Raw genomic sequence first — 22686 nt, forward strand, 5'->3', positions numbered from 1 at the left:
TAACCCACGCCCAAGAAAGGAGGTGAACCACATGGGATCAACGATCACACCGTTGCCACGGCCGCTCTTTCGTTTAGACGCAGAACAGGTCAGGCGTTTCGGTGCCATCGTCGACCGGGCCGGGGCATGTGACCTGTTGGCGCAGTGGCGTACCGAGGACGGTTACGACCCCAGCAGGGGTGGGCGGCCTGCGGTCGTGTCTGATGGCGCAATACTCATCATCTTTCTCATTGTGGCCACCTCCGGCCACCCGCTGCATCTGACACAGTGCGCCAGCTTGCTGACTGATCCGGACACCACCGATAAGGCGTTGGAATTGCTGGGTCTTCCCGCCCGTGACAAGGCGCGCACCATCGGCGACGCCTATGAGGCCACCTATCCGCGCTGGTATAGCAGACTATGGCGTGCACTCAAACGGGTGCTCGACTGTATTGACCCCTTCAGTGATATCCCGCACTGGCGCAGGCTCACCAAGGCTGAGTATGACGCGATCATGACGGAGCACGACGACGACCGCGAAGAGCTGTGCTGGGCCAGAGCGACAGAGTTCTTCAACAGGCTTATTGCGGCGTCGATGGAGGAGTTGCCACAGCACTACCGCGACAATTGGCTCGGCGACCTCGCTGTGGACGGCACATTCATCGCCAGCTCCCAGCGCGGAACGCGTAAGAACTTGCGCCCACACGATCTTGTCTCCAGTGACCCTGAGGGAGGATGGTACGTGCGTGAAGGCGACCATAAGGGCACACAGACAGCCCTGACAAAAACCAAGGGCGAGGTGCGATGGGGCTACGAAGCCACCATTGTTGCTGGTGTGATAACCGATCAAGGCACTCACAACCAGCCGCATTTGATTCACGCCATGTCCATGGACAGGCCCGGTCACTCCCCAGCTGTCCGTGCCCTGGAGGCTATTCGGCATCTCATGGGTAACGACGACGTACCTAAGGGCACCATCGTCGGTGATAGAGCCTATTTCCCCAATGCGATGACAGAGAACTATCACGAGCCGCTGCGTCGTGCGGGATACACCCTGGTGGGCGACTACCCGAAGAATAAGCTCGGCAGGACGCATGAGTTTGAGTCAATGAAACTCGTGGAAGGCGCGTGGTATTGCCCGGCTATTCCGGATCACCTCGTCTACACCACGGAGGATAAACAGGCTGGCCGCATCGACGAGCAGACCTATGACGACCGTATCGAGGGACGGCGCTTGTACGCGATGCGTCATAAAGGTACCGATGACACGGGTACGTCTATGGCGTTTATGTGTCCCGCGCGTGGATCGGGTAAGACGCTATACTGCCCGCTCGCGCAAAAATCAGAGCGTGATGATGCTAAGAAGAAGAGGCTGCCTCGCATGGTGCAGGCTCAGTTGCCGCGTGATCGTCGTAGCTGCTGCACTAACTCGACGTCGGTGAGCATTCCTCACAGTGAGGGGATGAAGTACCGCCAAACGGGACCGGCGTATCAGACGCCGGCGTGGAGGAAGACGTTCGGCACCTTCCGTAACGTCATCGAGACGCGTAATGACCTCATCAAGAACGGCCGGGGCATGGGTGCCTCCATTGGTGATCACACTCGTCGTCTGGTGCGCGGCTTCGCTGCTGCGTGGATGTTCACCGCACTGGGTGTCATTAGCACGAACCTCTCCTTGATCGCGCGGTTCCTTCGCCGGGTCGCTGCCAACCTCACGGTGCCACCGCCGGTGACGGCACCTCCATCCCCGCCTGGTGCGTCGTCGCCGGTGGGGAAACCACATGGACCTCCACATGATACGACCGGCGAGATAGCAGCCTAATACGTGAAGAATTACATACTTGAATCTGATCACCGGCGATCCCGTGGACCGCTGGCGATCTGCCATGCCCACATGCGGAACACAGCGCTGGGAGGGGGCCGCGAAGCTCTCTGGAGGAGGTGTTAAGCCCCGGGAAAAGAGGAAAAACAAACAATCCCCGCTGAAAATCAGCGGGGATTGTTAATATCTAGCAGTTTCCCAAACGATTCTGGGGTGTAACCTAAAACCGTCCTGCTTAGTGGTCGGGATAACAGGATTTGAACCTGCGACCTCCTCGTCCCGAACGAGGCGCGCTACCAAGCTGCGCCATATCCCGTGGTACTTGCCCCACTTTAGTCCTCTGAGTTGTATAGGCCAAAACGCCAGCTCAGGGGATTGTTATGGGGATGGTTTGACAGAGAAATGACAGGAGTTAGGAGTCGCGCTCGGTGATTTTCAACAGGGTGGCACTGGGGCGGCAGAAGACACGTACCGGGGCGAATTTGGAGGTGCCCAGGCCGTTCGAGACATGCATCCACATGGAACCGAACCTGTGGAGTCCGGAGGCACGTTTCCGGTCGATATCGGCGTTGGTCACGATGGCACGACCACCGGGGAGACAGATCTGGCCACCATGGGTGTGGCCGGCAAAGGCGATCTGGTATCCGTCGGCCTCGAACTTCTCCAGAACACGTGGCTCAGGGGAGTGCAGCAGTGCGATGGCCAGGTCGGAATCGGCGTTTGGGGCACCGGCGATCTCGGAGTAGTCATCGAGGTGGTGGTGTGGGTCGTCGACACCCGCTGCTGCGAGCCGGACCCGCCCGACCTGGAATTCCACCCGCTTCTGGTTGGCGTCCCGCCAACCGCGCTCGATGAAGGCGGCCCGCATGCCCTGCCACGGGAGATCGACATAGCTGGGTGGGCGCTTCATGCGCAATAGGTACCGGAAGGGGTTGACCAGTCGCGGTGCCCAGTAGTCATTGGTGCCGAAGACGAACATTCCCGGGCGGTTGAGCAGCGGCTCAAGGGCCTGGAGGACATCAGGCACGGCCTGTTCATCACTGAGATTGTCGCCGGTGTTGATCACCAGGTCGGGTTCCAGGGTATCCAGGGCGGACACCCACGCCTTCTTGGTGTCCTGGCCGGGGATCATATGCAGATCCGAGACGTGGAGAATACGGAACTCCTTCTGACCGCGGAGCGTCCCGGGCTCGAGAAGGGGCAGCGTGTGGGTCTTGAGCTGGAATTTCGTCAGCTCAGAATAACCCCAGGCAGCGGCGCCCAGTCCGAGTGCGATTCCGGCCCCGAGAATGCCACCGGCGGTCTTGGCGAAGGTTTTAACATTTGTTGGCACGTTGTTCACCCTACCCGGGGAGTACATTGGGGAAACATGAGTGATCTGAAGAAGAAAATCCGTGAAGACCTGACCACCTCCATGAAAGCCCGGGACAAGGATACGACCGGCACCCTGCGCATGCTGCTCTCCGCACTGACGCAGGAGGAGACCACCGGAGCCAAGCATGAACTGACCGATGAGGATGTTCTCAGGGTCATCGCGCGCGAGATCAAGAAGCGTCGCGAATCAGCCGAGATCTACACCCAGAACGGGCGTGAGGAGCTTGCCGACGTCGAACTGAAGGAGGCTTCCATCCTGGAGGCCTACCAGCCGGCGCAGCTGAGCGACGAAGAGCTCGACGCGCTTATCGACGACAGCATCGCCGAGATCTCCCAGGCCACCGGGGAGGAAGTCACCATGAAGCACATGGGGCAGGTCATGAAGGCCGCCACCGGAAAGGCTGCCGGCAAGGTTGACGGCAAACGACTCTCCACCGCAGTGAAGCGCCGTCTGTCCTAGGTTTCATGCCCGCCCTGGGTCATCAGTTGTTTAGTCGGTGACGGTGAAGAAGCCGTGCTGGCCTTTCTCCGCGTCGGTCATCTGGTGGTTGACGAAGGCGTAGCTGCCGGGTGCGTTGAAGGTCAGTTCGACGAACGCACCCTGGGCGACGGATACGTCCACGGCCTGTGAACCGGTGCCACGTGTCCCTGCGTCGCGGATGAGGTAGCGACCCTCCGAGAAGACGGTGTCGAAGACCTCGCCGACGACGTGGAAACTCAGCGACTGGTCCGGGCCGACATTCATCAGCCACACACGCACGGTGTCGCCAACCTTGTGTTCGATCGGGGCCAGATCGTACTGGTTGGGGTAGAAGTTGAACGCCGTCAGGTCGTAGTCGCGGTCGTTGACGCGCTGGGCGTCGGCACCAACTTCACGCTCACCGAGGAACATCTCGCTGGCGACCAGTAGGTACTCCTCATCGACGTCGCTCAGGACGTCTGCGGAGTCGGCTGGCGGGTCGATGATGACCGCGCCGAACATACCGTTGGCGATGTGCAGACTCATTGGGGCGGTCGCGCAGTGATACATCCAGACGCCGTAGCGGTCGGCGACGAATTCGTAGGTTAGGGACTCCCCGACAGGGATTTGCGCCATGTTGGTGTCCGGGTTGACTTCGCCTGCGTGGAAATCGATGGAATGACTCATCGTGCCCTTGTTGTGCAGGGTGATGCGGAAGGTGTCGCCGAGTTTGCCACGCAGGGTCGGGCCGGGCGCCTGCCCGTCGAAGAGCCAGACCACCTGCTCGTGGCCCGGCGCGATCTGGCGGACCTCCTCGGTGATGTTCCAGTCGTATTCGTGGACCGTGCCGGTCGGGGCCGGGGCCGGGGCCAGGACCGGGTCGACCGGGGTGAAGCCCTCGTGGTCGACACTGCGGGCTCCGGCGCCGGGCACGTCGACGGCGGCCGTGTTGGTCCCGCCCGCCGTGACGGTGTCGGTAGCGCCGGTGACCGTCACGTCAAAGGTCATGCCCATTGCCTTGTGTCCGGCGACTGTGCACCAGCCTGCGGTGGACTCATCGAAGACACCGAAGTCCTGGGTGACGGTGTCACCCGGGGAGATCAGGCCGGTGTTGATGCCGTTGAGCGCGAGGTCGTGGTTCTGTGAGTCGTTGTTGGTGATCTCCAGCACCAGTGTCGACCCGGCCGGGATCTCAACCGTGTTCGGTGCGAAAAGCATGCCCTCGATGCTCACCTGCTGGGTGACCGTGTCGCCGTCGGTGACGGCCTGCCCGCTGCTTGTCGACGCCTGCGTGGTCGCCTGACCTGTGGAACCGAACCCACTGCTGGCGAGGACCGCGAGCGTGACCACGGTGGCGATCGCCAGGCCAACGAGCACCCAGGAGGCCCACTCAACGTCTTTGTCGCCGCCGACGGGCTTCTTCGGCGCGGGGCGGGGGCCTGCGCCACCGGCGGGTCCGATCGGGATGCTCATGGTTCTAGTTCTCCATTCGGTACTGGGCGATGATTGCCCGCGTGATGGCGACGACGTGCCAGGTAAGGCCGAGGCCGATGAGGATGAGGCCGGTTGAACGGGCGGGGCCCGTCACGTCGAGCAGAGTGAGAAGTCCGCCCAGGTTGATCAGCGTCAGGCGGGCCCCGCCAGCCCGGTCCGTGGCGGCGCGTGCCGTTCTCACCTTTTCAGGACCACCACCGACCAGTGTCGGCAGCAGGTGGTGGAGCACCCCGGTGATCAGTTGCAGCAGGCCACCGCCCAGCAGTGCTGGGAGCAGCAGCAGGGTGCCGGCGCGCGGGTCCCCGCCGGTCATCAGGATCACGGCATCGGCGGCGGCCACAGCCAGCATCCACAGCAGCCCGGCGACCACGGAGACCGCGGCGGTTGTCCACGTTGAACCGGCAGAAAACAGCATGCCGATCACCGGCTGCACCACCAGCAGGGCGGCCAGCACCATCACCAGCTGCGTCAGCCCGGCCCAGGTGGGCTCACCGAACGAATGCAGGACCACAGCTACCGCCAGGGCCACGACGTGAACGGACAGGGCCCGGGTGCAGCGCTGTCGGGCGGTGTCCGAGATCCGCGATCCGGCCAGGGTGGGCAGCAGCGTGACGACGGTGCCGATGACCGTCAGCCAGGCAAACCCCCACACCGTGGCCCGGGAATGCGCGGCGATGAGATCGGAGTAGCTTCCGACCCGGGTGGCCAGGATGGCGAAGAGGATTGCGACGATGAGAAAACCCGCCGCCGCCAGGTAGAACGGGACGGTGACGGCGAACTGGCCGGCCAGGGAGCCGCGCAGGCGCTTTACGACGACCGCGATCTGCCAGATGAGGGCGGTGATGACTGCGGTGGCGCTGGCGTCGGCAAGCGGGCCCCAGTCGTCACCGGCGCGGTCGATGAGCAGGCCGAGCATGGCGAGGTTGACGATCGCCACCCGCAGGCCCACGCCGCGGTAACCGACGGTGGCGGTGCGGGTGAGGGCTTCGGCGAAGTGCGTGGAGTAGACGAGAATCGCTGTGGTCAGCGCGCCGATGGTGAATGGGTGGATGACGTCCCACCAGGTCACGCCGAGCCCGAGGTGGTAACCGAGCGTCGCCGCGATGCCGACCACGAGCCAGAACGCGATGACCGCACCTGCGGTGGTGTGCCACCGACCCCGCGCGCGCAGCGACACATCCGAGACGGCGAGGGTGCTCATGCGGGAACCTTCTCAGTCTTGCGGGCTGCCCGCCGGCGTGCGTGGCGCACGGTAAGGGAGACGGACACAAGCAGGAAGACGATCACCGCGGTGACGTTGATCAGGCCACCGGCCTGCCAGAGCGTGGTGTGGCTGCGGGCGTCGGCAAGCAGGCGCAGGGCGAGGCCGGCGTGCAGCAGCGCCACCGCAACGTACATCACCGGGTGGTACGGCAGCGTGTAGCGGATGACGGAGGTCAGGATGATCGGCGCATGCGCGAGGATCATCGAGATGACAAACCCGAGGAAGACCGCGTGGACACCGGCGTCGAAGGCGAAGCCGGTCTCAGTGAAGCCGAACGCGACCCAGATGACACCGCCGACGATGAGCCAGAGGTAACCCAGCAGCATGCACACCGCCGAGAATTGCGGCAGGCCCCGGGATCTGACCAGGTGGCGGGCGACGTCGACACGCACGGTAGCCACGGCGACGAGTACCAGCAGCACGCCCATGACGGCGAAACCGAGCTGGGCGGAGAAGCCGAAGAGCAGTGAGGAGGCGGTCAGTGCCAGGGTGAGTGCCGTGACGGTGGTTTCCGCCGCAACGCCTCCGAAGGAGATGCGTGCAAGTTCGAGTCGTTCACCGATGATGGTGGCCACCGCGAAGACGACGGCGAAGGGCATCGCGTAGGCGAAGGGCGCACCGAGAGCCCACACGAGCGCCGCGGCGACGCCACCGATGACCCCGGCAGCCTGGGTCAGCACCGCGAAGGAAGCCTGGCGACGGTGGACCTCGAGGTAGGTCGCGCCCAGGACCAGAAAACTGAGGGCGAAGAATACTCCGGGCACCAGTCGGGGCAGGCCCGACAGGGTGGTGACCACGCCGAGTGCGTGTGCCAGTGGCCCGAGCCACGCCCACCTGGTACGCACGGCGACGGCGCGCTCGATGCCGATCGCACCGCCGACGAACCCGAAGGCCATGAGCGGACCGTGGTCCTCGGCCAGGGAAGCGGCGGGACTGTCCAGCAGGTAGCCGAGCTTGACCGTGCCGGCGAACAGGCCGGTGACCACGGAGACGCCGGCGAAGACCAGGAAACCGAATCGCAGCGCGAGTGGTGGGTTCCACGTCCATGGCTGGGGACGGTGGTGTATTTGCACGGGTTTTATCGTACTATTAAATTGTCCGTTCCCCAAGTGTCAGGGCGGACTCCCCGATACCCGCCCCCAGACAGGATGTGCACGATGCAGCTACCGATCTCCGCAGCTGGCCAGGCCGGCCAGGTCCCCACCCTCAACGCCTCTGAGATTCCGCACGCGGTGCGCCACGGTGCCATCCACGGAGCGCTCGGCACCCGCAACGTCGGCGAGGCCATGATCCTCATCGCCCCGCACAACCCGCTGCCACTACTCAGGGAGATTGAGGCCCGCGACGAGACCTTCGAACTGGAGTACCTCCAGGAGGGTCCGACCGACTGGCATATCAAGTTCACCCGCACGGCATAGTAGCGTTCTGTCTACCGGGCCCTAGTTACCGAGCAACTGCCGGAGCGCATCGTTGATGGCGTTCACGCCATCCTGGACGGTGGGCGCCGGTGGGGTGGTGGGGCTTGTCGTCCGACGCGTGGGTGCGTCCTGCGTGGTGTCGGGGTTGGATGCCGGTGGCGGGGTCGGGCTGGAACCGTCGGAGATGTCGAGAATGATGGTTCCACCGTCGACAAGCGTCCCGTTCTCCGGGCGCGCCGCGACCACCGTGCCGCGTGGTCGCCCGGTGGCTGACACCGACCGCGTGGTCACCCGGTAGCCCTCCGCCTCCGCCGCGCGCCTGGCGGCGGCTTCGCTCTGCCCGGTGAGCTCAGTGATGAAAGCCGCACTCGCCCCCAGCTGGAAGTCGGTGGAGTTATCCGGGATGGTGCCCGCGACCGCAGCCGGAACATTGTTGGCGAGCTGGAACCAGGTCTGGGCGGGTTCGGTGCCACCGTAGAGGGTTCCGGAGCCACACTGGCGCACCGGTGCGCTGCACAGCGGGGTGGTGGTGGTGCCATCGTTGTAGATGTACGGCGCCGCGGCGAAGTTGTTGTTGAAACCCAGGAACGCGGAGGACTGGTTGGACTCGGTGGTACCGGTCTTCGCCGCGATCGGCTTGGTCCAGCCGTACATGCTTGCAGCGCCGGCGGCGGTTCCCTCGGTAATGTCCTCGCTCATGCCCACGGTGAGGGCCGCGGCATCCCGCTCATCCATCACGCGTTCGCATTCGGGACGGTCGATGTAAACCTCGCTGCCGTCACGGTCGTGGACCGAGACAATCGGGTTCGGTGCGCACCACACGCCACCGGACGCCAGGGTCGCGGCGACATTGGACAGTTCCAGGGGATTCACGGGGGTGGGGCCCAAGGTGTAAGAGCCCAGGTTGGCGTTCTTCATGTAATCCGCGATGGAGGAGGTGCCGTCGAAGCTGCCCTCCTCGGTGTAGCTGCGCAGACCGAGCTTCACCGACAGATCCACCACATTTTCCACACCGACCTGTTCGATCATCTGAATGAACGTGGTGTTGGGGGAGTAGGCAAGCGCCTCCTGCAGGGTCATCCGGGGCTTGTAGGTGCCGGCGTTTTCCACACAGTAGGTATTTGGCGGGCAGTTCTGCGCACCACCTGTTCCCAGACCCTTCGCCTCATAGCGGGTAGGCACATCCAGCATGGTGTCCAGGCCCATGCCCTGCTCAATGGCGGCTCCCGCGGTGAAGATCTTGAAGATGGAACCCGCGCCATTACCCACCCGGGAACTGGTCTGCGGCAGGATGGTCTCACCGGCCTCCAGGTCGAGCCCGTAGTTACGGGATGAAGCCATGGCCAGGATGTCACGCGAGTTGGAACCCGGTTCGATGACGTTGACCACCTCAGCCACACCCGGGGTGGTGGGATCAGTGTGATTGACCACCGATGAGCGGGCGGCGTCCTGGACCACAGGGTCGAGGGTGAGCTGGATGGTGTAGGCATCCTTGTCCAGCATGTCCCGGGTGATGCCCTGCTCCGCGAGGTAGCTCAGGGCGTAATCGCAGAAGAAACCACGGTCACCCGCGCCGATGCACCCATTGGGTTCCCCCTGCGGGGTCTCCAGCACGCCCAATGGCTGCTGCTGGTAGTTCGCGGCATCCTCGCGGGTAATCGCACCGGTGTCCGCCATCGCCGACAACACGGTGTTGCGCCGCTCGAAGACACCATCATAGTTGGTGTACGGGTTCAGATATGAGGAGGACTGCACGATACCCGCGAGCATCGCCGACTGCGGAATGGTCAGCTCGGCGGCGGAAACACCGAAATAGGTGCGGGCGGCGGCCTCAACACCGTAGGCCCCGTTGCCGAACGGCACGATGTTGAGATACCGGGAGAGGATCTCATCCTTGCTCAACTTGTCATCCAGGTCCGAGGCCATCCGCATCTCACGCAGCTTGCGGGGGATGGAGGTCTCGATGGCGGCAGCCTGCTCGGCCTCATCATCGGCATCAACCAGCAGGAGGAAGTTCTTCACATACTGCTGGTTGATGGTGGAGGCACCCTGTTCCACCCCGCCCGCGGCCAGGTTGGTGAGCATCGCACGACCGAATCCCTGCAGGTCAACGCCATCGTGCTCATAGAACCGGCGGTCCTCGATGGAGACGATCGCGTCTTTCATCGGCTGGGAGATCTGATCCCCGGTCACCTCAAAACGCCGCTGCGAATAGAGGTAGGCCAGTGGCTCGCCGGTGGCATCGGTGATGGTGGTGACCCCGGGGCCACGTCCATCCTCCAGATCGGCGAGGTTGGACTGCATCGTCTCATTGGTGCGCGCGAAGGCGACCCCGGTGATACTGGCGACGGGCACCAGCGCCAGGGCGCCGAGCAACCCCGCTGCCACCGTGGATGCCAGGAGTTTGGTCATGGACTTTGGGAAGGACACGGTAACAGCCTAGCTACTGAAGCCTGTTTCGTGAATCTGGCCAACCATGCTGTGGTTCGTGTTGTGGTCGCAACTGTGTGGTCGGTCAAGGCCGTCGTGATGCCAGCTGATCACACCGGGGCGCACCGCCCGTGCACGGGGCCTGGTGTGGTGGACCCGCTAGGTCAGGCGGAGATCGGTCACACAGGTTGCCCCGTCGTCGTTGGTGGAGAATGCGGTCGTGCCCGTCCGGTCCTGGTGGGTGATCTCGATCGTGCCGGTGGTCTCATCTGGCAGCCAGAAACCGACGAAACCATTGTCGAAGGTGGTTGCCTGTTCATCCACCAGGACCTCCCCGGATGCCTCATCGGTGATGGTGACGTGGACCGGTTCATTACCCAGCTCACCCAGGCAGGTGGTCAGACTGTGGTAGAAGCAGTCATGCGTCTGGGTGGCATAGGGGGCGATGGACACATACGTCTGATTCTCCGGCAGGTCGAGCGTGATCTCCTGGCGATCATCACTCAGCAGCAGCTCGTAGGAGCGCACCGAGGCAATCAGACCGGTGGGGCGCTCAGCGACAGGCAGCGCGTCCAGGTGGTCGATGATCTGGGATGCATCCATGTCGGCAAGGCCATGGTCCGCGAGGAACTGATCCTGGGTGGCTGCTGCGCCGTTGGCAGCGGTGGTGTCTGTTGCGGTGGCGGGGTCCGGGTTGGCGTCCGGGTTCGTGGCCGAGCATCCGGCCAGGGTGAGGGAGAGGGTGGCGAGGATGATCGCGGTTCTTTTCACGTCAGGTTCCTTGGGTAGAGGGGGCGGGAGGGCATGGGGGTCGATGGAGGCCGATGGGGGCCGATTAGGGTCTTGGGGTCTTTTTCTAACACGCCCGGTCTCGGGGCCGGAAATGCTGAGCGGCACCTGGTGAGGGGGTCCGACTCCTCAAACCCTACCAAGATACCCCCTAGGGGTATACCATGGATAGGGAAGCCTGACCCGATCCGCCGGATCCGAAGGAGAGCTCTGATGAACCGCCAGCCCCCGTTTACTGTGGCGGCTCCCCACCTGTGGCAATGGCGCGTCAAGAAAGGCACTGGAATGGCCTCATCGATTGGTCGATCACTGGCCACCACGTCACCCTCCCCGATCCGGGGTAAGCGATAAGGAGAGTCATGAATACCCACCAGCACCACGGTGATCACCACGATAAGCACAGCGGACACGACCACCACCCTCACTCCGATACCCACGGTCAGGCCATGCCCGGCACCCCGCCGCATTCTGCCGTCGATGAGGAACATCCACCACCGGGGGACCATCATCACCACGGCCACGATGATCACAGTGGTCACGGCAGCCACGATCATGCAGGCCATGACGGCCATGACGGCCATGGCGGTCACGACGGACACGAGCATCACAGCGCCGAGATGTTCAAAAGCAGGTTCTGGCTCAGTCTGATCCTCTCGATACCGGTCGTGTTCTTCAGTCCGATGGTTGCCCACCTGCTCGGTTACACCATCCCGGAGTTTCCCGGGGCGGGTTGGATCGCCCCCATTCTGGGCACCGTGGTCTTCATCTACGGTGGCGACCCGTTCCTCCGGGGTGGTTGGGCTGAACTGAAGGCACGCCAACCCGGCATGATGCTGTTGATCTCCATGGCGATCACCGTGGCGTTTGTCGCCTCCTGGGTGACCACCCTCGGTATCGGCGGGTTTGATCTGGACTTCTGGTGGGAGCTGGTCTTGCTGGTGACCATCATGCTCTTGGGGCACTGGATGGAGATGCGTGCCCTGGGATCAGCGTCCTCCGCACTGGACGCCCTGGCGGCTCTCCTGCCCGATGAGGCGGAGAGAATCGTCGACGGCGCAGTCCACACGGTACCTCTCGCTGAGCTGGTCGAAGGCGATATCGTGCTGGTCCGGGCCGGAGCCCGGGTGCCTGCCGATGGCACCATCACCGACGGCGCAGCCGAATTCGACGAGGCCATGATCACCGGCGAATCCCGCCCCGTATTCCGCGACACCGGTGAACATGTGGTCGCCGGTACCGTGGCCACCGACAACACCGTCCGGGTTCGCGTCGAGAAAATCGGTGAGGATACCGCCCTGGCGGGAATCCAACGCATGGTGGCCGATGCGCAGTCTTCATCCTCCCGTGCTCAGGCGCTGGCGGATCGAGCAGCCGGGTGGTTGTTCTGGTTCGCACTGATCTCAGGAATCATCACCGCGATTGTCTGGACGATCATCGGCAGTCCGGATCAGGCCGTGGTGCGTACCGTGACCGTGTTGATCATCGCCTGCCCGCATGCCCTCGGCCTGGCGATCCCACTCGTGATCGCCATCTCCACCGAACGCGCCGCCAGGTCCGGACTGCTGATCAAGGACCGTCTGGCACTCGAGCGCATGCGCACTGTTGATGTGGTCCTGTTCGACAAGACCGGAACCCTGACCGAGGGTGCGCACGCGGTCACTGATGTCGCCGCCACCGCGGGCGTGTCCACCGGGCAGTTGCTGGCCGTGGCCGCGGCCGCGGAAGCTGACAGTGAGCACCCCGTCGCCCGTGCGATCATCGCGGCCGCGGCGGAACACCCCGAGGCATCGAAGCAGCACTTGCGCGGTAGCAACTTCACCGCCGCGACCGGCCGCGGGGTCAGGGCCACCGTCGAGGGCGTGGACGTATTCGTCGGCGGGCCGAACATGCTGCGCGAACTGGACCTGACGGCCCCGGCGGACATCATCGATGACACCGACCAGTGGGCCGGGCGCGGTGCCGGAGTCCTCCACGTCGTGCGTGATGGCCAGATCATCGGGGCCGTGGCGGTCGAGGACAAGGTGCGTCCCGAATCCCGTGCCACGGTGCGCGCTCTGCAGGACCGCGGGGTGAAGGTCGCCCTGATCACCGGTGATGCGCGCCAGGTCGCCGACGCGGTCGGTCGGGAGCTGGGTATCGACGAGGTCTTTGCCGAGGTCCTGCCGCAGGATAAGGACACCAAGGTCCTCGAACTGCAGGAACGTGGGTTGAGTGTGGCGATGGTCGGTGACGGTGTCAATGACGCCCCCGCGCTGGCACGGGCGGAGGTCGGCATCGCCATCGGTGCAGGTACTGATGTCGCGATGGAGTCCGCGGGCGTGGTGCTGGCCAGCGACGATCCCCGTGCGGTGGTGTCCATGATCGAGCTGTCCCAGGCCAGTTACCGCAAGATGGTCCAGAACCTGGTGTGGGCGTCGGCCTACAACATCGTGGCGGTGCCCCTGGCCGCCGGTGTGCTCGCGCCCATCGGTTTCATCCTGCCGCCAGCGGTCGGCGCCATCCTGATGTCCCTGTCCACGGTCATCGTGGCGCTCAACGCCCAACTCCTGCGACGCATCGATCTCGACCCAGCCCGCCTGGCACCAACAAGTGCGGCAGGGGAGGAGGTGCCTGTTCAGAGCTCCGCCACCGCAACCCGCTGACCCCATTTATCTCTAAACCTGTCTTGTTTCCATGAAAGGACCCCTCATGAAGCACCGCACCACTCTCGTTGCTTTCACCCTGACCTCCGTGCTGGCCCTGGCAGCCTGCGGCGGGGAGACCGCGACAGACACCACCACGACTACGACGACATCAGAAACCACCGCCACCACCACAACCACACCAGACTCCACCAGGCCCGGAGGCCCGCACGGTGCCCACGATCACCCTGCCCATGGTGGTCAGCCACCGGCGGGGATCCAGACGGAGGAAAACCCGACCTACCCGGTGGGAAGCCAGGTCATCCTCACGGCTGATCACATGCCGGGCATGAACGGCGCCGAGGCAACGATCTCCGGAGCATTCGATACCACCGTGTATTCGGTCAGCTTCACGCCACGTCATGGGGGAGAGCCGGTCACTGATCACCGTTGGGTCGTGCATGAGGAACTCGTCAACCCGGGAGAAGCCCCATTGCCTGATGGAACTCAGGTTGTCCTGGACGCCGGGCACATGTCCGGTATGCAGGGGGCAGAGGCCACGATTGATTATTCAACGCAGGAAACGGTGTACATGGTTGATCTGACAGCCGGCGGGATGACCATGACCAACCACAAGTGGGTCACCGAAAGCGAGCTCAGGCCAGCAGGGTGACCCCGTCGGGACCGTGCTTGTCGACGAACCACCCCGCCGCGCACATCCCCTCCCCGGGGGTGTGAGCATGAGTTGCGAAGATGCGGAGGCAACCCCGGGGTGCGCCGGGAAGTTATATGTGATGACATGAATTTGTCGCAGATGTGACACTTCTGCCAGCTGGGGCGGAGTTCGGATTGCCCGAAGTGAAATGTCGGAGACTCCCCCATATGGTGTGATGCATTCGACAGCAAAAACTGTGTGTGATTACATTAACTTCAGTAAGTATTTTGAGCGGTCCCACTAAGGAGCGAGTCATGACGTCTGTCATCCCCGAACAACGCAATAACCCTTTCTCCCGTGATGGCGTGGCGGCTGCACATATGGATACCGCCGAACGCGGTGAGTGGGTCACCCAGGCCAAGTGCCGTAACGGTGATCCGGATGCGCTTTTTGTCCGCGGTGCCGCCCAGCGCCGTGCCGCCGCCATCTGCCGTCACTGCCCCGTGGCCATGCAGTGCGTGGCTGATGCCCTGGACAACAAGGTGGAGTTCGGGGTCTGGGGTGGTCTGACCGAGCGTCAGCGCCGTGCGCTGCTGCGCAAGAACCCCCACATCACCAACTGGGGTGAATACCTGGCGCAGGGCGGGGAACTGATCGGTATCTAGACCGACTATCCCCGCTTCGAAGATGGGGATTGGGGATGTCCCCGGGGGAACCCCATCTGATGGGGTCGTGCCCGAAGGTAGGATGGCACCCATGACTAAATGGGAATACGCCACCGTGCCACTTATCACTCACGCAACCAAGCAGATCCTCGACACCTGGGGTGAGGATGGTTGGGAACTGGTCACCGTCATGCCGGGCATGAACCCCGAGAACCTCGTGGCCTACATGAAGCGCGAGGTGGCATAAGTACATGACCACCCACTCTGAACGCCTCGCCGAACTCGGCATCACCCTGCCCGCCGTCGCAGCACCGGTGGCCGCCTATGTGCCCGCCGTACAGACCGGCAATCAGGTCTGGACCTCCGGTCAGCTCCCCTTCGTCGCTGGCGAGCTTCCTGCCACCGGCAAGGTCGGCATCGAGGTCACCGCTGAGGAGGCCGCTGATTACGCCCGCACCGCCGCTCTCAACGCCCTGGCGGCAGTTGATGCACTGGTGGGTATTGACAAGATCACCCGCGTACTCAAGATCGTCGGTTTCGTCTCCTCCGCCGAGGGGTTCACCGGTCAGCCGGCTGTGATCAACGGTGCCTCCAACCTCATCGGGGAGATCTTCGGTGAGGCCGGTGCCCATGCACGCTCGGCAGTTGGTGTCGCTGAGCTCCCGCTCGGGGCACCCGTCGAGGTGGAGCTCATCGTCGAGGTCTCTGAATAGATTTTCTCAGAGCCGGCCGGAGACATGTTCTGTCTCCGGTTTTGTCTTTTTCCGCACCCTCCGCGTGGCCTGCCTGAAGTCCGCGGTGGGGGATGTCCCTCCCCGGTTCCACGAAAGTCATCATGGGCGCTAAGCTGAACCTTATGGAGCATCCTGCTTATAGCCAACTGCGCCCAGTCACCCCGTCCGCCTCCGTGGTGCTGTGTCCCAACCCCGGCTACAGCTCACTTGAAGGCACCAACTCCTGGGTCATCCGCGCATCCGAGGATTCCCGGAGCATCGTCATTGATCCGGGCCCGGAAGATGAGGGGCACCTCAACGTGCTCAACGCCAAGGGTGAGGAGGTCGGGTTGATTCTGTTGACCCACCGTCACCATGACCACGCCGACGGCGCCACCCGCTTCCGTCAGCTGACCGGTGCGCCCATTCGCGCATTCGACCCCTCCTACTGCGAGAAGGCCGAGGAGCTTGTCGACGGGGAGATCATCACCATCGACGGTGTGACCCCCCAGATCGAGGTGGTCGCAACCCCGGGCCACACCCGTGATTCCGTGTCCTTCTTCATCTGGAGTGGCACCCCGCATGAGTCCACCCTGGAGGGCATCATCACCGGCGACACCATCGCCGGTCGCCACACCACCATGATCTCCGAGACCGACGGTGATCTGGGACAGTACCTGGAGTCCCTGGCCATCCTGGAGGAGCGCGGCAAGGACATCACGCTTCTGCCCGGGCATGGTCCCGAGGGTGATGATGTGTCCTGGTTCGCCCGCAAGTACATCGACCGCCGGGAACAGCGCCTGCAGCAGATCCGTGAGGTGTGGGCCACCCAGGGGCGGGAGGTGTCCATGAAGGATCTCATCGACGCCATCTACGATGACGTGGACCCCGTGCTGCGCGGCGCTGCCGAGCAGTCCACCCATGTGGCCATCCGTTACCTGCTGGCACAGGAGCACTCCGTGGACTCCGGCCAGATCTAGTTCCACCACCACGTAGAAGATACATCCACCGCCCGGTTCCCCGCTTTAGGGGGAGCCGGGCGGTGAGTCGTTCCACCCCGGAAAAGACAATGTCACGCGGTCCCCGTCACAGGGGACCACGTGACATTGTGTGTTCTGTTGCCAGGGGCGCTAGCGCGCGCGACGGGCCAGGTGCTCGGTGTCCACGATGAGGACGGACTTGCCCTCGAGGCGGATCCAGCCGCGGTGGGCGAAGGTGGCCAGGGCCTTGTTCACGGTCTCACGGGAGGCGCCGACCAGCTGGGCGATCTCCTCCTGGGTGAGGTCGTGGTTGACGCGCAGGGCGCCAGCTTCCTGGGTACCGAAGCGGTTGGCCAGCTGCAGCAGGGTCTTGGCGACACGGCCCGGGACATCGGTGAAGATGAGGTCGGCCAGCGAGGCGTTGGTGCGGCGCAGGCGACGTGCCAGCACGCGCAGCAGCTGCTCGGCGATCGCCGGATGGTCGGAGACCCAGTTGCGCAGCATCTCGGAGTTCATGGTGGCGGCGTGGACCTCGGTCACACAGACCGCGGAGGAGGTGCGGGGACCGGGATCGAAGATGGAGAGCTCACCGAACATGTCGGAGGGTCCCATGATGGTCAGCAGGTTCTCGCGGCCGTCGTTGGCGTGGCGTGCCAGCTTCACCTTGCCGGAGGTGATGATGTAGAGACGGTCACCCGGTTCACCCTCTTCGAAGATGGTGGCTCCGCGGGGGAAGCGGACGGTTTCCATGTCCTGGATAAGGTTGTTGACGGCCGTCGGGTCTACGCCCTGGAAAATACCGGCGCGCGACAAGATGTCCTGTACACCTTCCACTTATTTTTCTCCTTCATCTGAACACATGTCGAGTTGGGCCCGGATGAATGGCAACACCTTCAGTGTTTGGGTCAAACAGTGCTCCGGACGGTGCCTGGGTGGGGGCATCCTTATGTGTTATCCACACTCTACTATGCGATTGGTCACCGCAATAGTTGAAATGCCTAAATTGTCACATTCTAACCGGAGAAATCTAACTTTCCCAGTTAAATAACAGAATTACCTAATTAATTCCCCGGCTCTGAACAGCTTAACTTATCAAGCGGCTTTGGGCTGCGATGGGGACCCCTCGTCACCGGAGGAATCCTCGCCGGACTCGGTGGGTAACCCACCATCCGAACTGGTGGTTTCACTGGAGCTGTCGACACCCGGGCTGCTCAGTAGGGAGTACTCGATCCGCTGCATGGCGAAGAGGAAGAACAGCAGGAGAAGCGGAATCAACACTACGAGGAAACCAGTCATAAGGCCACAGTGTAACGAGAAACGGGCTTCGCGCGCACACCAGGTGTCTGGCACTCTGGGGTACATGGCTGCAGAATTCGGATCCATCACCCCACGCAAACGCCCCCGCGTGGGATCACACATCGCCAATAAGGGTGGTGAGACGGATATCGGGCGCAAACGTCGCGCCCGCCGCATCAACCGGACCCTGGCGCAGGCCTATCCGGATGCCCACTGCGAACTGGATTTCACCAACCCACTCGAGCTCACCGTGGCGACCATCCTGTCGGCACAGTGCACCGATGTGCGCGTCAATCAGGTCACTCCGGCGTTGTTCCGCCGCTATCCCACGGCCTGGGATTACGCCAACGCCGATCGCGCCGAGCTCGAGGAGCTCATCCGCCCGACCGGGTTCTACCGCAACAAGGCGACCTCGCTGATCGGGCTGGGGCGCGCCCTCGTGTCGCTTTACGACGGGGAGGTTCCCCATACCCTCGAGCAGCTGGTGGAACTGCCCGGCATCGGCCGGAAGACCGCCAATGTGGTGCTCGGTGATGCCTTCGGGGTTCCAGGCATCACCGTGGACACCCATTTCGGGCGGCTGGCCCGACGGCTTAAACTGACGGAGGAAACCGACCCGGTCCGGGTGGAGCATGAGATCGGCGCGCTCATCGAGAAGAAGGAGTGGACGCTGTTCTCGCACCGGTTGATCTTCCACGGACGTAGGATATGCCATAGCAGGCGCGCTGCCTGCGGGGCCTGCATGCTGGCCGCGGATTGTCCCTCCTTCGGTCTGGAGGGCCCGGCCGACCCCATGGAGGCACAGAAGTTGATCAAGAGTGATGACAGGGAGCACCTGCTGAAGATGGCAGGGATGTAGAGCAGATGACAACGAGCGCTAAATGGTCCCTCGTGGGCGTGGTGGTGATTCTCGCGGTGCTGGTGGCCCTGATCCCGCAGCTGCTGTCGGGTTCCGGCACCGGCGACGGTGACGCGACCGGCGCGGCCGGGGACGGGGTGGGGGAGGCGTCGACAAGCACCGTGGCGGATCGCCCCGACTGCCAGGACGACGGCGCGGCGGGCGTGCAGCTGCCGTGTCTGGGTGGTGAGCAGGGGCAGGGCAATGACCTGCCCACCGTGGTCAATGTATGGGCGTGGTGGTGTGAACCCTGCAGGGATGAACTGCCCGTCTTCGATGAGTTCGCCGCCAGTCACCCCGAGCTGAACGTGGTCGGTGTCCACGCCGACACCAACGCCGCCAACGGTGCCGCGATGCTCGGTGATCTCGGTGTCGAGCTGCCCAGCTACCAGGATGAATCCAACCTGTTCGCCGGCACCCTCGGCCTGCCCGCCGTGGTGCCCATCACGGTGGTGGTGGACCCGGCCGGTGAACTGGTGGGCACCTTCCCCCGCACCTTCGACAGCGTGCAGGACCTCGAACTGGCCGTGGCGGGGGTGTTGTGATGTCCCGGCATCTGACCCCCAACCACCTCTACCCGGACCTGCCCCATGATTTTCCCGGTGAGAACACCGAGCTGTCACCCGCCAAGGCCCCGGTGTGGATGCGGCGGCTGATGGACCGCATCGATGCCGGTCACCTGCGCAATCCACTGGCCGGTACCGAGGTCGCCGGCACCACCCACGCGGAGAAACAGGCGGCGGTGCTCATGTTGTTCTCCGGGTCGGAGACCTCCTTCGACCTTCCCAATGACGCCTCCGTGCTGCTCACCCACCGCTCACCGACCATGCGGTCGCACTCCGGCCAGATTGCCTTCCCCGGTGGGCGGATCGACCCCGAGGATGCCAACGCCGTCGACTGTGCCTTCCGCGAGGCCTGGGAGGAGACCGGCTTGGACCGGCGCACCGCCACCCCGCTCGCGCAGCTGGAGGAGGTCCACATCCGGGCCACCGGCTACCCGGTCTATCCCATCCTGGGGCACTGGCACAGCCCCTCACCCGTGGCCGTGGTCAGCCCGGATGAGGCCGATGAGGTGTTCGACGCACCCGTCTATGACCTCATCGACCCCGCGAACCGCCTCATGGTCGGTTGGCGGAGGTGGAAGGGTCCTGCATTTCGCATCAACGGGTATGTGATCTGGGGGTTCACCGGTGGGCTGCTCTCCGCCATCATCGACCAGGCCGGCTGGGCGAAGGACTGGGACACCGACCGCATCTATGACCTGGAGGACACCCTGGCCACCTCCCGCAACAATGAGCCACTGAGGTAGTGCGGGTCCGCGGGGGTGGGTAGACCTGCCTGGGGGGTTGAGCTGTGCTGTTTTTCGCGGGTTTATGCCAGGGTATGCGGGTAGCCTAAACTCGTTATTTTAGAACGCACCCAAATCCGGCGGGTCCGCGCCGGGTTGTGAAAGAGTAGAGCGCCGTAGAACATTGTTAGCTTCGATCCCTGTCGTCGATGTCATCATCGGCATCGTCCTGGTGTTCGCGCTGTGGAGTGGGTGGAGACAGGGCGCCTTCATCTCCCTGCTCGCCACCATCGGTGTGGTGGCCGGCCTGGTTATCGGTGCGGCTGTCGCACCCCTGGCCATGGGTTTGACCGACTCCCCGGCCCTGCGGTTCCTGCTGGCGATCGGCACGGTGGTGCTGCTGGTGGGGTTGGGCAATCTCATCGGCGCGCACCTGGGGCACGCCATCCGGGATGGGATCCGGTTCCGCAGTTCGCGGTTCCTGGATTCGCTTGTCGGCTCCATCTTCCAGGTGCTGGCCACCTTGATCGTGGCGTGGCTGGTGGCGATCCCCCTGGCCACCGGCATGCCCGGCACCGTGGCATCCGGGATCCGGGAATCACGCATCCTGGCCTTCGTCGATGACAACACCCCCCGCGGGTTGGAGACCCTCCCCGCCAGGATCGCCGCGATGCTCACCGACACCGGCCTGCCGCCGCTGGTCTCCCCGTTCGATAACCAGCCGGTCCGGGAGGTCGAGGCACCCAACATCAATGTCTCGAACGTGGCCCTGGTCGAACAGATGAGACCGTCGGTGGTGCATGTCATGGGTGATGCCGGGGAATGCAGCCGACGCCTCATGGGCTCCGGTTTCGTCGCCGCCCCCGATTATGTGATCACCAACGCCCACGTGGTGGCCGGCACCGACTCGGTCAACCTCGACACCGTGGTGGGTATCCGCGCAGCCGAGGTGGTTTTCTACGACCCGGACGCCGACATCGCGGTGCTCCACAGCCCTGACCTGGGCCTCGACGCGCTGCCCCTGTCGGATGATCCCCTCAACTCAGGTGCGGATGCCATCGTCATGGGCTTCCCCCTCTCCGGGCCTTTCGATGCCTCCCCGGCCCGTGTCCGTGAGCGGATCCTCATCACCGGCGCCAATATCTACGCCTCCGGCCAGCACGAACGTGAGGTCTATTCGGTGCGTGGCAACATCCGCTCCGGCAACTCCGGTGGCCCCATGGTGGACCCGGAGGGCAATGTGGTCGGCGTGGTCTTCGGCGCGGCGATCGACGGCTCCGACACCGGTTTCGTCCTCACCACCGCCGAGGTGGAACGCCGCATCGGGGATCTCCAGAGCCTGACCACCCCGGTGGACACGCTGCAGTGCGCGGTGTCCTAGCCTGATCTTCCCGGCCTGGGGTGGGCCAGTTCAGGAGTCCTTGAGGAAACCGGCGATCATCCCGGTGAAGGACAGCGGGTCCTCCAGGAAGGACAACGGCGTGATACCGGGGACGGACACCAACCGGAAGTCCCCCGAGGTACGTGACCGTGCCAGCGATGCCAGGTATTCGGTGCGGTTGTCACGCGGGGTGAGCAACCAGACCGGGCACCGGGCGATCTGATGGTCGGACCTGCCGGGCAGCGCGGCGGCCATGAGCCGGTTGGTGCGCACGATGGGGGTGAAGGTGTGGTCGATCGCCAGGGCCTTCTGACGCAGTTTGATCGCACCGCTGTAGGCATTGCTGCGCTGGTAGGACGGGGTGGTGTCGCGCACAACCTCCCGCCGGGATGCGCGGGGAACCACAAAGCGGAGGAGGCGCAACAACGGGATCGGGAGGTTGAACAGGGCGATCCTGGACAGGATGGAGCCGAAGAGATGGGGTTTGCGTCGTAAAGCACGGCGCAGGTCCGCCGGGTGGACCGCACCGAGGGAGATCACCCCGGCCACCCGGTCGGGGTAGAGGGTGGACACCGCCCACGCGAGGCTGCCACCGGTGTCGGTGCCGACCAGCACAGCATCATCGTGGCCGAGGGCACCGATGACACCGTTGATATCGCCGGCGGAACGACGGATGTCATAACCGCTGGGTGGCTTGTCGGAGAGCCCATAACCACGCAGATCCACGGCCGCGACATGGAAACCCTCCGCCGCGAGGGGAGCGATGACATCCTTGTAGTCGAACCACCCGCCGAACGCCCCGTGGAGGAGCAGAACCAGGGGATCGGCGGGGGAACCGGCGACGGCGACATGCAGGCGTACACCCCGGACATAGACATGATCGTGGCGGTAGGGGCCCTCCACAGCCACCACAGTGGGGGAGCGCTCAAGCGAGGCCACGGCACGGTTCACCGAGTGCCTCCGGTTCAGCGCGGTCCACCACAGCTTCCAGGATTCTGTGAATCTCTTGATCACCATCCGGCTCCTCGGGGACTCAGGGGATTCAGTGGACACAGGGGACACAGGGGACTCATCAGCGTCAACCGCGGAGATGCCCGGGGACGTGGTGCGTGTGGTCATGGAAATCCTCAGGGAGTGGATAGACCGGGATGGGCGTGGG

22 protein-coding genes and 1 tRNA gene are annotated in these 22686 nt (G+C 63.9%); 13 read left to right on the forward strand and 10 right to left on the reverse strand.

What is annotated here, in order from left to right:
• The first annotated feature begins 31 nt into the window (after positions 1 to 31).
• Positions 32 to 1801, forward strand: coding sequence for a hypothetical protein (locus H9627_RS11500; protein ID WP_225213807.1), 1770 nt, complete (start codon positions 32 to 34; stop codon positions 1799 to 1801).
• 239 nt (positions 1802 to 2040) lie between these two features.
• Here H9627_RS11500 and H9627_RS11505 read toward each other — a convergent pair.
• Positions 2041 to 2117 (reverse strand) — tRNA-Pro (locus H9627_RS11505).
• 96 nt (positions 2118 to 2213) lie between these two features.
• Positions 2214 to 3161 carry a metallophosphoesterase gene (locus H9627_RS11510; RefSeq protein WP_191734186.1) on the reverse strand — a complete coding sequence of 316 codons (948 nt, stop codon included), beginning with the start codon at positions 3159 to 3161 and terminating at the stop codon, positions 2214 to 2216.
• Between the two features lie 9 nt (positions 3162 to 3170).
• On the opposite strand from H9627_RS11510, the gene H9627_RS11515 reads away from it, so the two are divergent.
• Positions 3171 to 3635: a GatB/YqeY domain-containing protein gene (locus H9627_RS11515; RefSeq protein WP_191734187.1), complete on the forward strand. Its 465-nt coding sequence runs from the start codon at positions 3171 to 3173 to the stop codon at positions 3633 to 3635.
• Positions 3636 to 3665: 30 nt separating this feature from the next.
• On the opposite strand, the gene H9627_RS11520 is transcribed toward H9627_RS11515, so the two are convergent.
• Genes H9627_RS11520 through H9627_RS11530 form a run of 3 tightly spaced genes read right to left on the reverse strand, consistent with a single transcriptional unit; the run spans position 3666 to position 7466 of the window.
• A complete protein-coding gene (locus tag H9627_RS11520) occupies positions 3666 to 5108 on the reverse strand; it encodes a multicopper oxidase domain-containing protein (protein ID WP_191734188.1) in 1443 nt (480 codons plus the stop codon).
• 4 nt (positions 5109 to 5112) lie between these two features.
• The gene (locus H9627_RS11525; RefSeq protein ID WP_191734189.1) at positions 5113 to 6330 is read right to left on the reverse strand and encodes a beta-carotene 15,15'-monooxygenase; all 1218 of its coding nucleotides are present in this window, start codon (positions 6328 to 6330) and stop codon (positions 5113 to 5115) included.
• Complete coding sequence (locus tag H9627_RS11530; RefSeq protein WP_318247787.1) at positions 6327 to 7466, reverse strand: hypothetical protein; 1140 nt, start codon at positions 7464 to 7466, stop codon at positions 6327 to 6329. The genes H9627_RS11525 and H9627_RS11530 overlap by 4 nt, the downstream gene beginning before the upstream one ends.
• 84 nt (positions 7467 to 7550) lie before the next feature.
• Here H9627_RS11530 and H9627_RS11535 point away from each other — a divergent pair, with 84 nt between their 5' ends.
• Positions 7551 to 7811: a DUF2249 domain-containing protein gene (locus H9627_RS11535; RefSeq protein ID WP_191734190.1), complete on the forward strand. Its 261-nt coding sequence runs from the start codon at positions 7551 to 7553 to the stop codon at positions 7809 to 7811.
• Between the two features lie 21 nt (positions 7812 to 7832).
• On the opposite strand, the gene H9627_RS11540 is transcribed toward H9627_RS11535, so the two are convergent.
• Positions 7833 to 10223 carry a transglycosylase domain-containing protein gene (locus H9627_RS11540; protein WP_225213817.1) on the reverse strand — a complete coding sequence of 797 codons (2391 nt, stop codon included), beginning with the start codon at positions 10221 to 10223 and terminating at the stop codon, positions 7833 to 7835.
• Between the two features lie 177 nt (positions 10224 to 10400).
• Positions 10401 to 11012 carry a CueP family metal-binding protein gene (locus tag H9627_RS11545; RefSeq protein WP_191734192.1) on the reverse strand — a complete coding sequence of 204 codons (612 nt, stop codon included), beginning with the start codon at positions 11010 to 11012 and terminating at the stop codon, positions 10401 to 10403.
• Between the two features lie 377 nt (positions 11013 to 11389).
• Between H9627_RS11545 and H9627_RS11550 the strand changes: the two genes are divergently transcribed.
• The 6 genes from H9627_RS11550 to H9627_RS11575 all read left to right on the forward strand — a co-directional run bounded on the left by H9627_RS11550 (position 11390) and on the right by H9627_RS11575 (position 16664).
• Positions 11390 to 13672 (forward strand): copper-translocating P-type ATPase, encoded by a 2283-nt coding sequence (locus tag H9627_RS11550; protein WP_191734193.1) that lies wholly within the window; start codon positions 11390 to 11392, stop codon positions 13670 to 13672.
• A 46-nt stretch (positions 13673 to 13718) separates the two neighbouring features.
• Positions 13719 to 14324: a YdhK family protein gene (locus tag H9627_RS11555; RefSeq protein ID WP_191734194.1), complete on the forward strand. Its 606-nt coding sequence runs from the start codon at positions 13719 to 13721 to the stop codon at positions 14322 to 14324.
• Between the two features lie 296 nt (positions 14325 to 14620).
• Positions 14621 to 14971, forward strand: coding sequence for a WhiB family transcriptional regulator (locus H9627_RS11560; RefSeq protein WP_191734195.1), 351 nt, complete (start codon positions 14621 to 14623; stop codon positions 14969 to 14971).
• A gap of 91 nt (positions 14972 to 15062) precedes the next feature.
• Positions 15063 to 15218, forward strand: a complete 156-nt coding sequence (locus tag H9627_RS11565; RefSeq protein WP_006770232.1) for a DUF4177 domain-containing protein — start codon at positions 15063 to 15065, stop codon at positions 15216 to 15218.
• Between the two features lie 4 nt (positions 15219 to 15222).
• Entirely contained in the window at positions 15223 to 15684 is a 462-nt protein-coding gene (locus tag H9627_RS11570) for a RidA family protein (protein ID WP_191734196.1), read from the forward strand.
• A gap of 143 nt (positions 15685 to 15827) precedes the next feature.
• Positions 15828 to 16664 (forward strand): MBL fold metallo-hydrolase, encoded by an 837-nt coding sequence (locus H9627_RS11575; RefSeq protein ID WP_191734197.1) that lies wholly within the window; start codon positions 15828 to 15830, stop codon positions 16662 to 16664.
• 150 nt (positions 16665 to 16814) lie between these two features.
• Here H9627_RS11575 and glxR read toward each other — a convergent pair whose 3' ends face one another.
• Positions 16815 to 17498: a CRP-like cAMP-activated global transcriptional regulator GlxR gene (gene glxR, locus H9627_RS11580; protein WP_006770229.1), complete on the reverse strand. Its 684-nt coding sequence runs from the start codon at positions 17496 to 17498 to the stop codon at positions 16815 to 16817.
• 258 nt (positions 17499 to 17756) lie between these two features.
• A complete protein-coding gene (locus H9627_RS11585) occupies positions 17757 to 17960 on the reverse strand; it encodes a hypothetical protein (protein WP_191734273.1) in 204 nt (67 codons plus the stop codon).
• A 64-nt stretch (positions 17961 to 18024) separates the two neighbouring features.
• On the opposite strand from H9627_RS11585, the gene nth reads away from it, so the two are divergent.
• The 4 genes from nth to H9627_RS11605 all read left to right on the forward strand — a co-directional run bounded on the left by nth (position 18025) and on the right by H9627_RS11605 (position 21527).
• A complete protein-coding gene (gene nth, locus H9627_RS11590; RefSeq protein WP_191734198.1) occupies positions 18025 to 18819 on the forward strand; it encodes an endonuclease III in 795 nt (264 codons plus the stop codon).
• A gap of 5 nt (positions 18820 to 18824) precedes the next feature.
• Positions 18825 to 19403, forward strand: a complete 579-nt coding sequence (locus tag H9627_RS11595) for a TlpA family protein disulfide reductase (protein WP_191734199.1) — start codon at positions 18825 to 18827, stop codon at positions 19401 to 19403.
• Positions 19403 to 20167: an NUDIX hydrolase gene (locus H9627_RS11600; protein ID WP_191734200.1), complete on the forward strand. Its 765-nt coding sequence runs from the start codon at positions 19403 to 19405 to the stop codon at positions 20165 to 20167. Before H9627_RS11595 ends, H9627_RS11600 begins: the two co-directional genes overlap by 1 nt.
• A 163-nt stretch (positions 20168 to 20330) precedes the next feature.
• Complete coding sequence (locus tag H9627_RS11605; protein ID WP_191734201.1) at positions 20331 to 21527, forward strand: MarP family serine protease; 1197 nt, start codon at positions 20331 to 20333, stop codon at positions 21525 to 21527.
• A gap of 30 nt (positions 21528 to 21557) precedes the next feature.
• Here H9627_RS11605 and H9627_RS11610 read toward each other — a convergent pair whose 3' ends face one another.
• Positions 21558 to 22646 (reverse strand): alpha/beta fold hydrolase, encoded by a 1089-nt coding sequence (locus H9627_RS11610; protein ID WP_191734202.1) that lies wholly within the window; start codon positions 22644 to 22646, stop codon positions 21558 to 21560.
• Between the last annotated feature and the right edge of the window lie 40 nt (positions 22647 to 22686).

It is taken from the genome of Corynebacterium gallinarum, from assembly GCF_014837045.1.
GTDB classification, from domain to species: domain Bacteria; phylum Actinomycetota; class Actinomycetes; order Mycobacteriales; family Mycobacteriaceae; genus Corynebacterium; species Corynebacterium gallinarum.

Bases quoted from the DNA above. Each gene is read 5' to 3' on its own strand.
- H9627_RS11570 (WP_191734196.1), top strand. From the start codon at position 15,223: ATGACCACCCACTCTGAACGCCTCGCCGAACTCGGCATCACCCTGCCC.
- H9627_RS11550 (WP_191734193.1), top strand. From the start codon at position 11,390: ATGAATACCCACCAGCACCACGGTGATCACCACGATAAGCACAGCGGA.
- H9627_RS11515 (WP_191734187.1), top strand. From the start codon at position 3,171: ATGAGTGATCTGAAGAAGAAAATCCGTGAAGACCTGACCACCTCCATG.
- H9627_RS11600 (WP_191734200.1), top strand. From the start codon at position 19,403: ATGTCCCGGCATCTGACCCCCAACCACCTCTACCCGGACCTGCCCCAT.
- H9627_RS11555 (WP_191734194.1), top strand. From the start codon at position 13,719: ATGAAGCACCGCACCACTCTCGTTGCTTTCACCCTGACCTCCGTGCTG.
- H9627_RS11585 (WP_191734273.1), bottom strand. From the start codon at position 17,960: ATGACTGGTTTCCTCGTAGTGTTGATTCCGCTTCTCCTGCTGTTCTTC.
- H9627_RS11535 (WP_191734190.1), top strand. From the start codon at position 7,551: ATGCAGCTACCGATCTCCGCAGCTGGCCAGGCCGGCCAGGTCCCCACC.
- H9627_RS11525 (WP_191734189.1), bottom strand. From the start codon at position 6,330: ATGAGCACCCTCGCCGTCTCGGATGTGTCGCTGCGCGCGCGGGGTCGG.
- H9627_RS11540 (WP_225213817.1), bottom strand. From the start codon at position 10,223: ATGACCAAACTCCTGGCATCCACGGTGGCAGCGGGGTTGCTCGGCGCC.
- H9627_RS11520 (WP_191734188.1), bottom strand. From the start codon at position 5,108: ATGAGCATCCCGATCGGACCCGCCGGTGGCGCAGGCCCCCGCCCCGCG.
- H9627_RS11500 (WP_225213807.1), top strand. From the start codon at position 32: ATGGGATCAACGATCACACCGTTGCCACGGCCGCTCTTTCGTTTAGAC.
- H9627_RS11575 (WP_191734197.1), top strand. From the start codon at position 15,828: ATGGAGCATCCTGCTTATAGCCAACTGCGCCCAGTCACCCCGTCCGCC.
- H9627_RS11565 (WP_006770232.1), top strand. From the start codon at position 15,063: ATGACTAAATGGGAATACGCCACCGTGCCACTTATCACTCACGCAACC.
- H9627_RS11560 (WP_191734195.1), top strand. From the start codon at position 14,621: ATGACGTCTGTCATCCCCGAACAACGCAATAACCCTTTCTCCCGTGAT.
- H9627_RS11610 (WP_191734202.1), bottom strand. From the start codon at position 22,646: ATGACCACACGCACCACGTCCCCGGGCATCTCCGCGGTTGACGCTGAT.
- H9627_RS11510 (WP_191734186.1), bottom strand. From the start codon at position 3,161: ATGTACTCCCCGGGTAGGGTGAACAACGTGCCAACAAATGTTAAAACC.
- nth (WP_191734198.1), top strand. From the start codon at position 18,025: ATGGCTGCAGAATTCGGATCCATCACCCCACGCAAACGCCCCCGCGTG.
- H9627_RS11595 (WP_191734199.1), top strand. From the start codon at position 18,825: ATGACAACGAGCGCTAAATGGTCCCTCGTGGGCGTGGTGGTGATTCTC.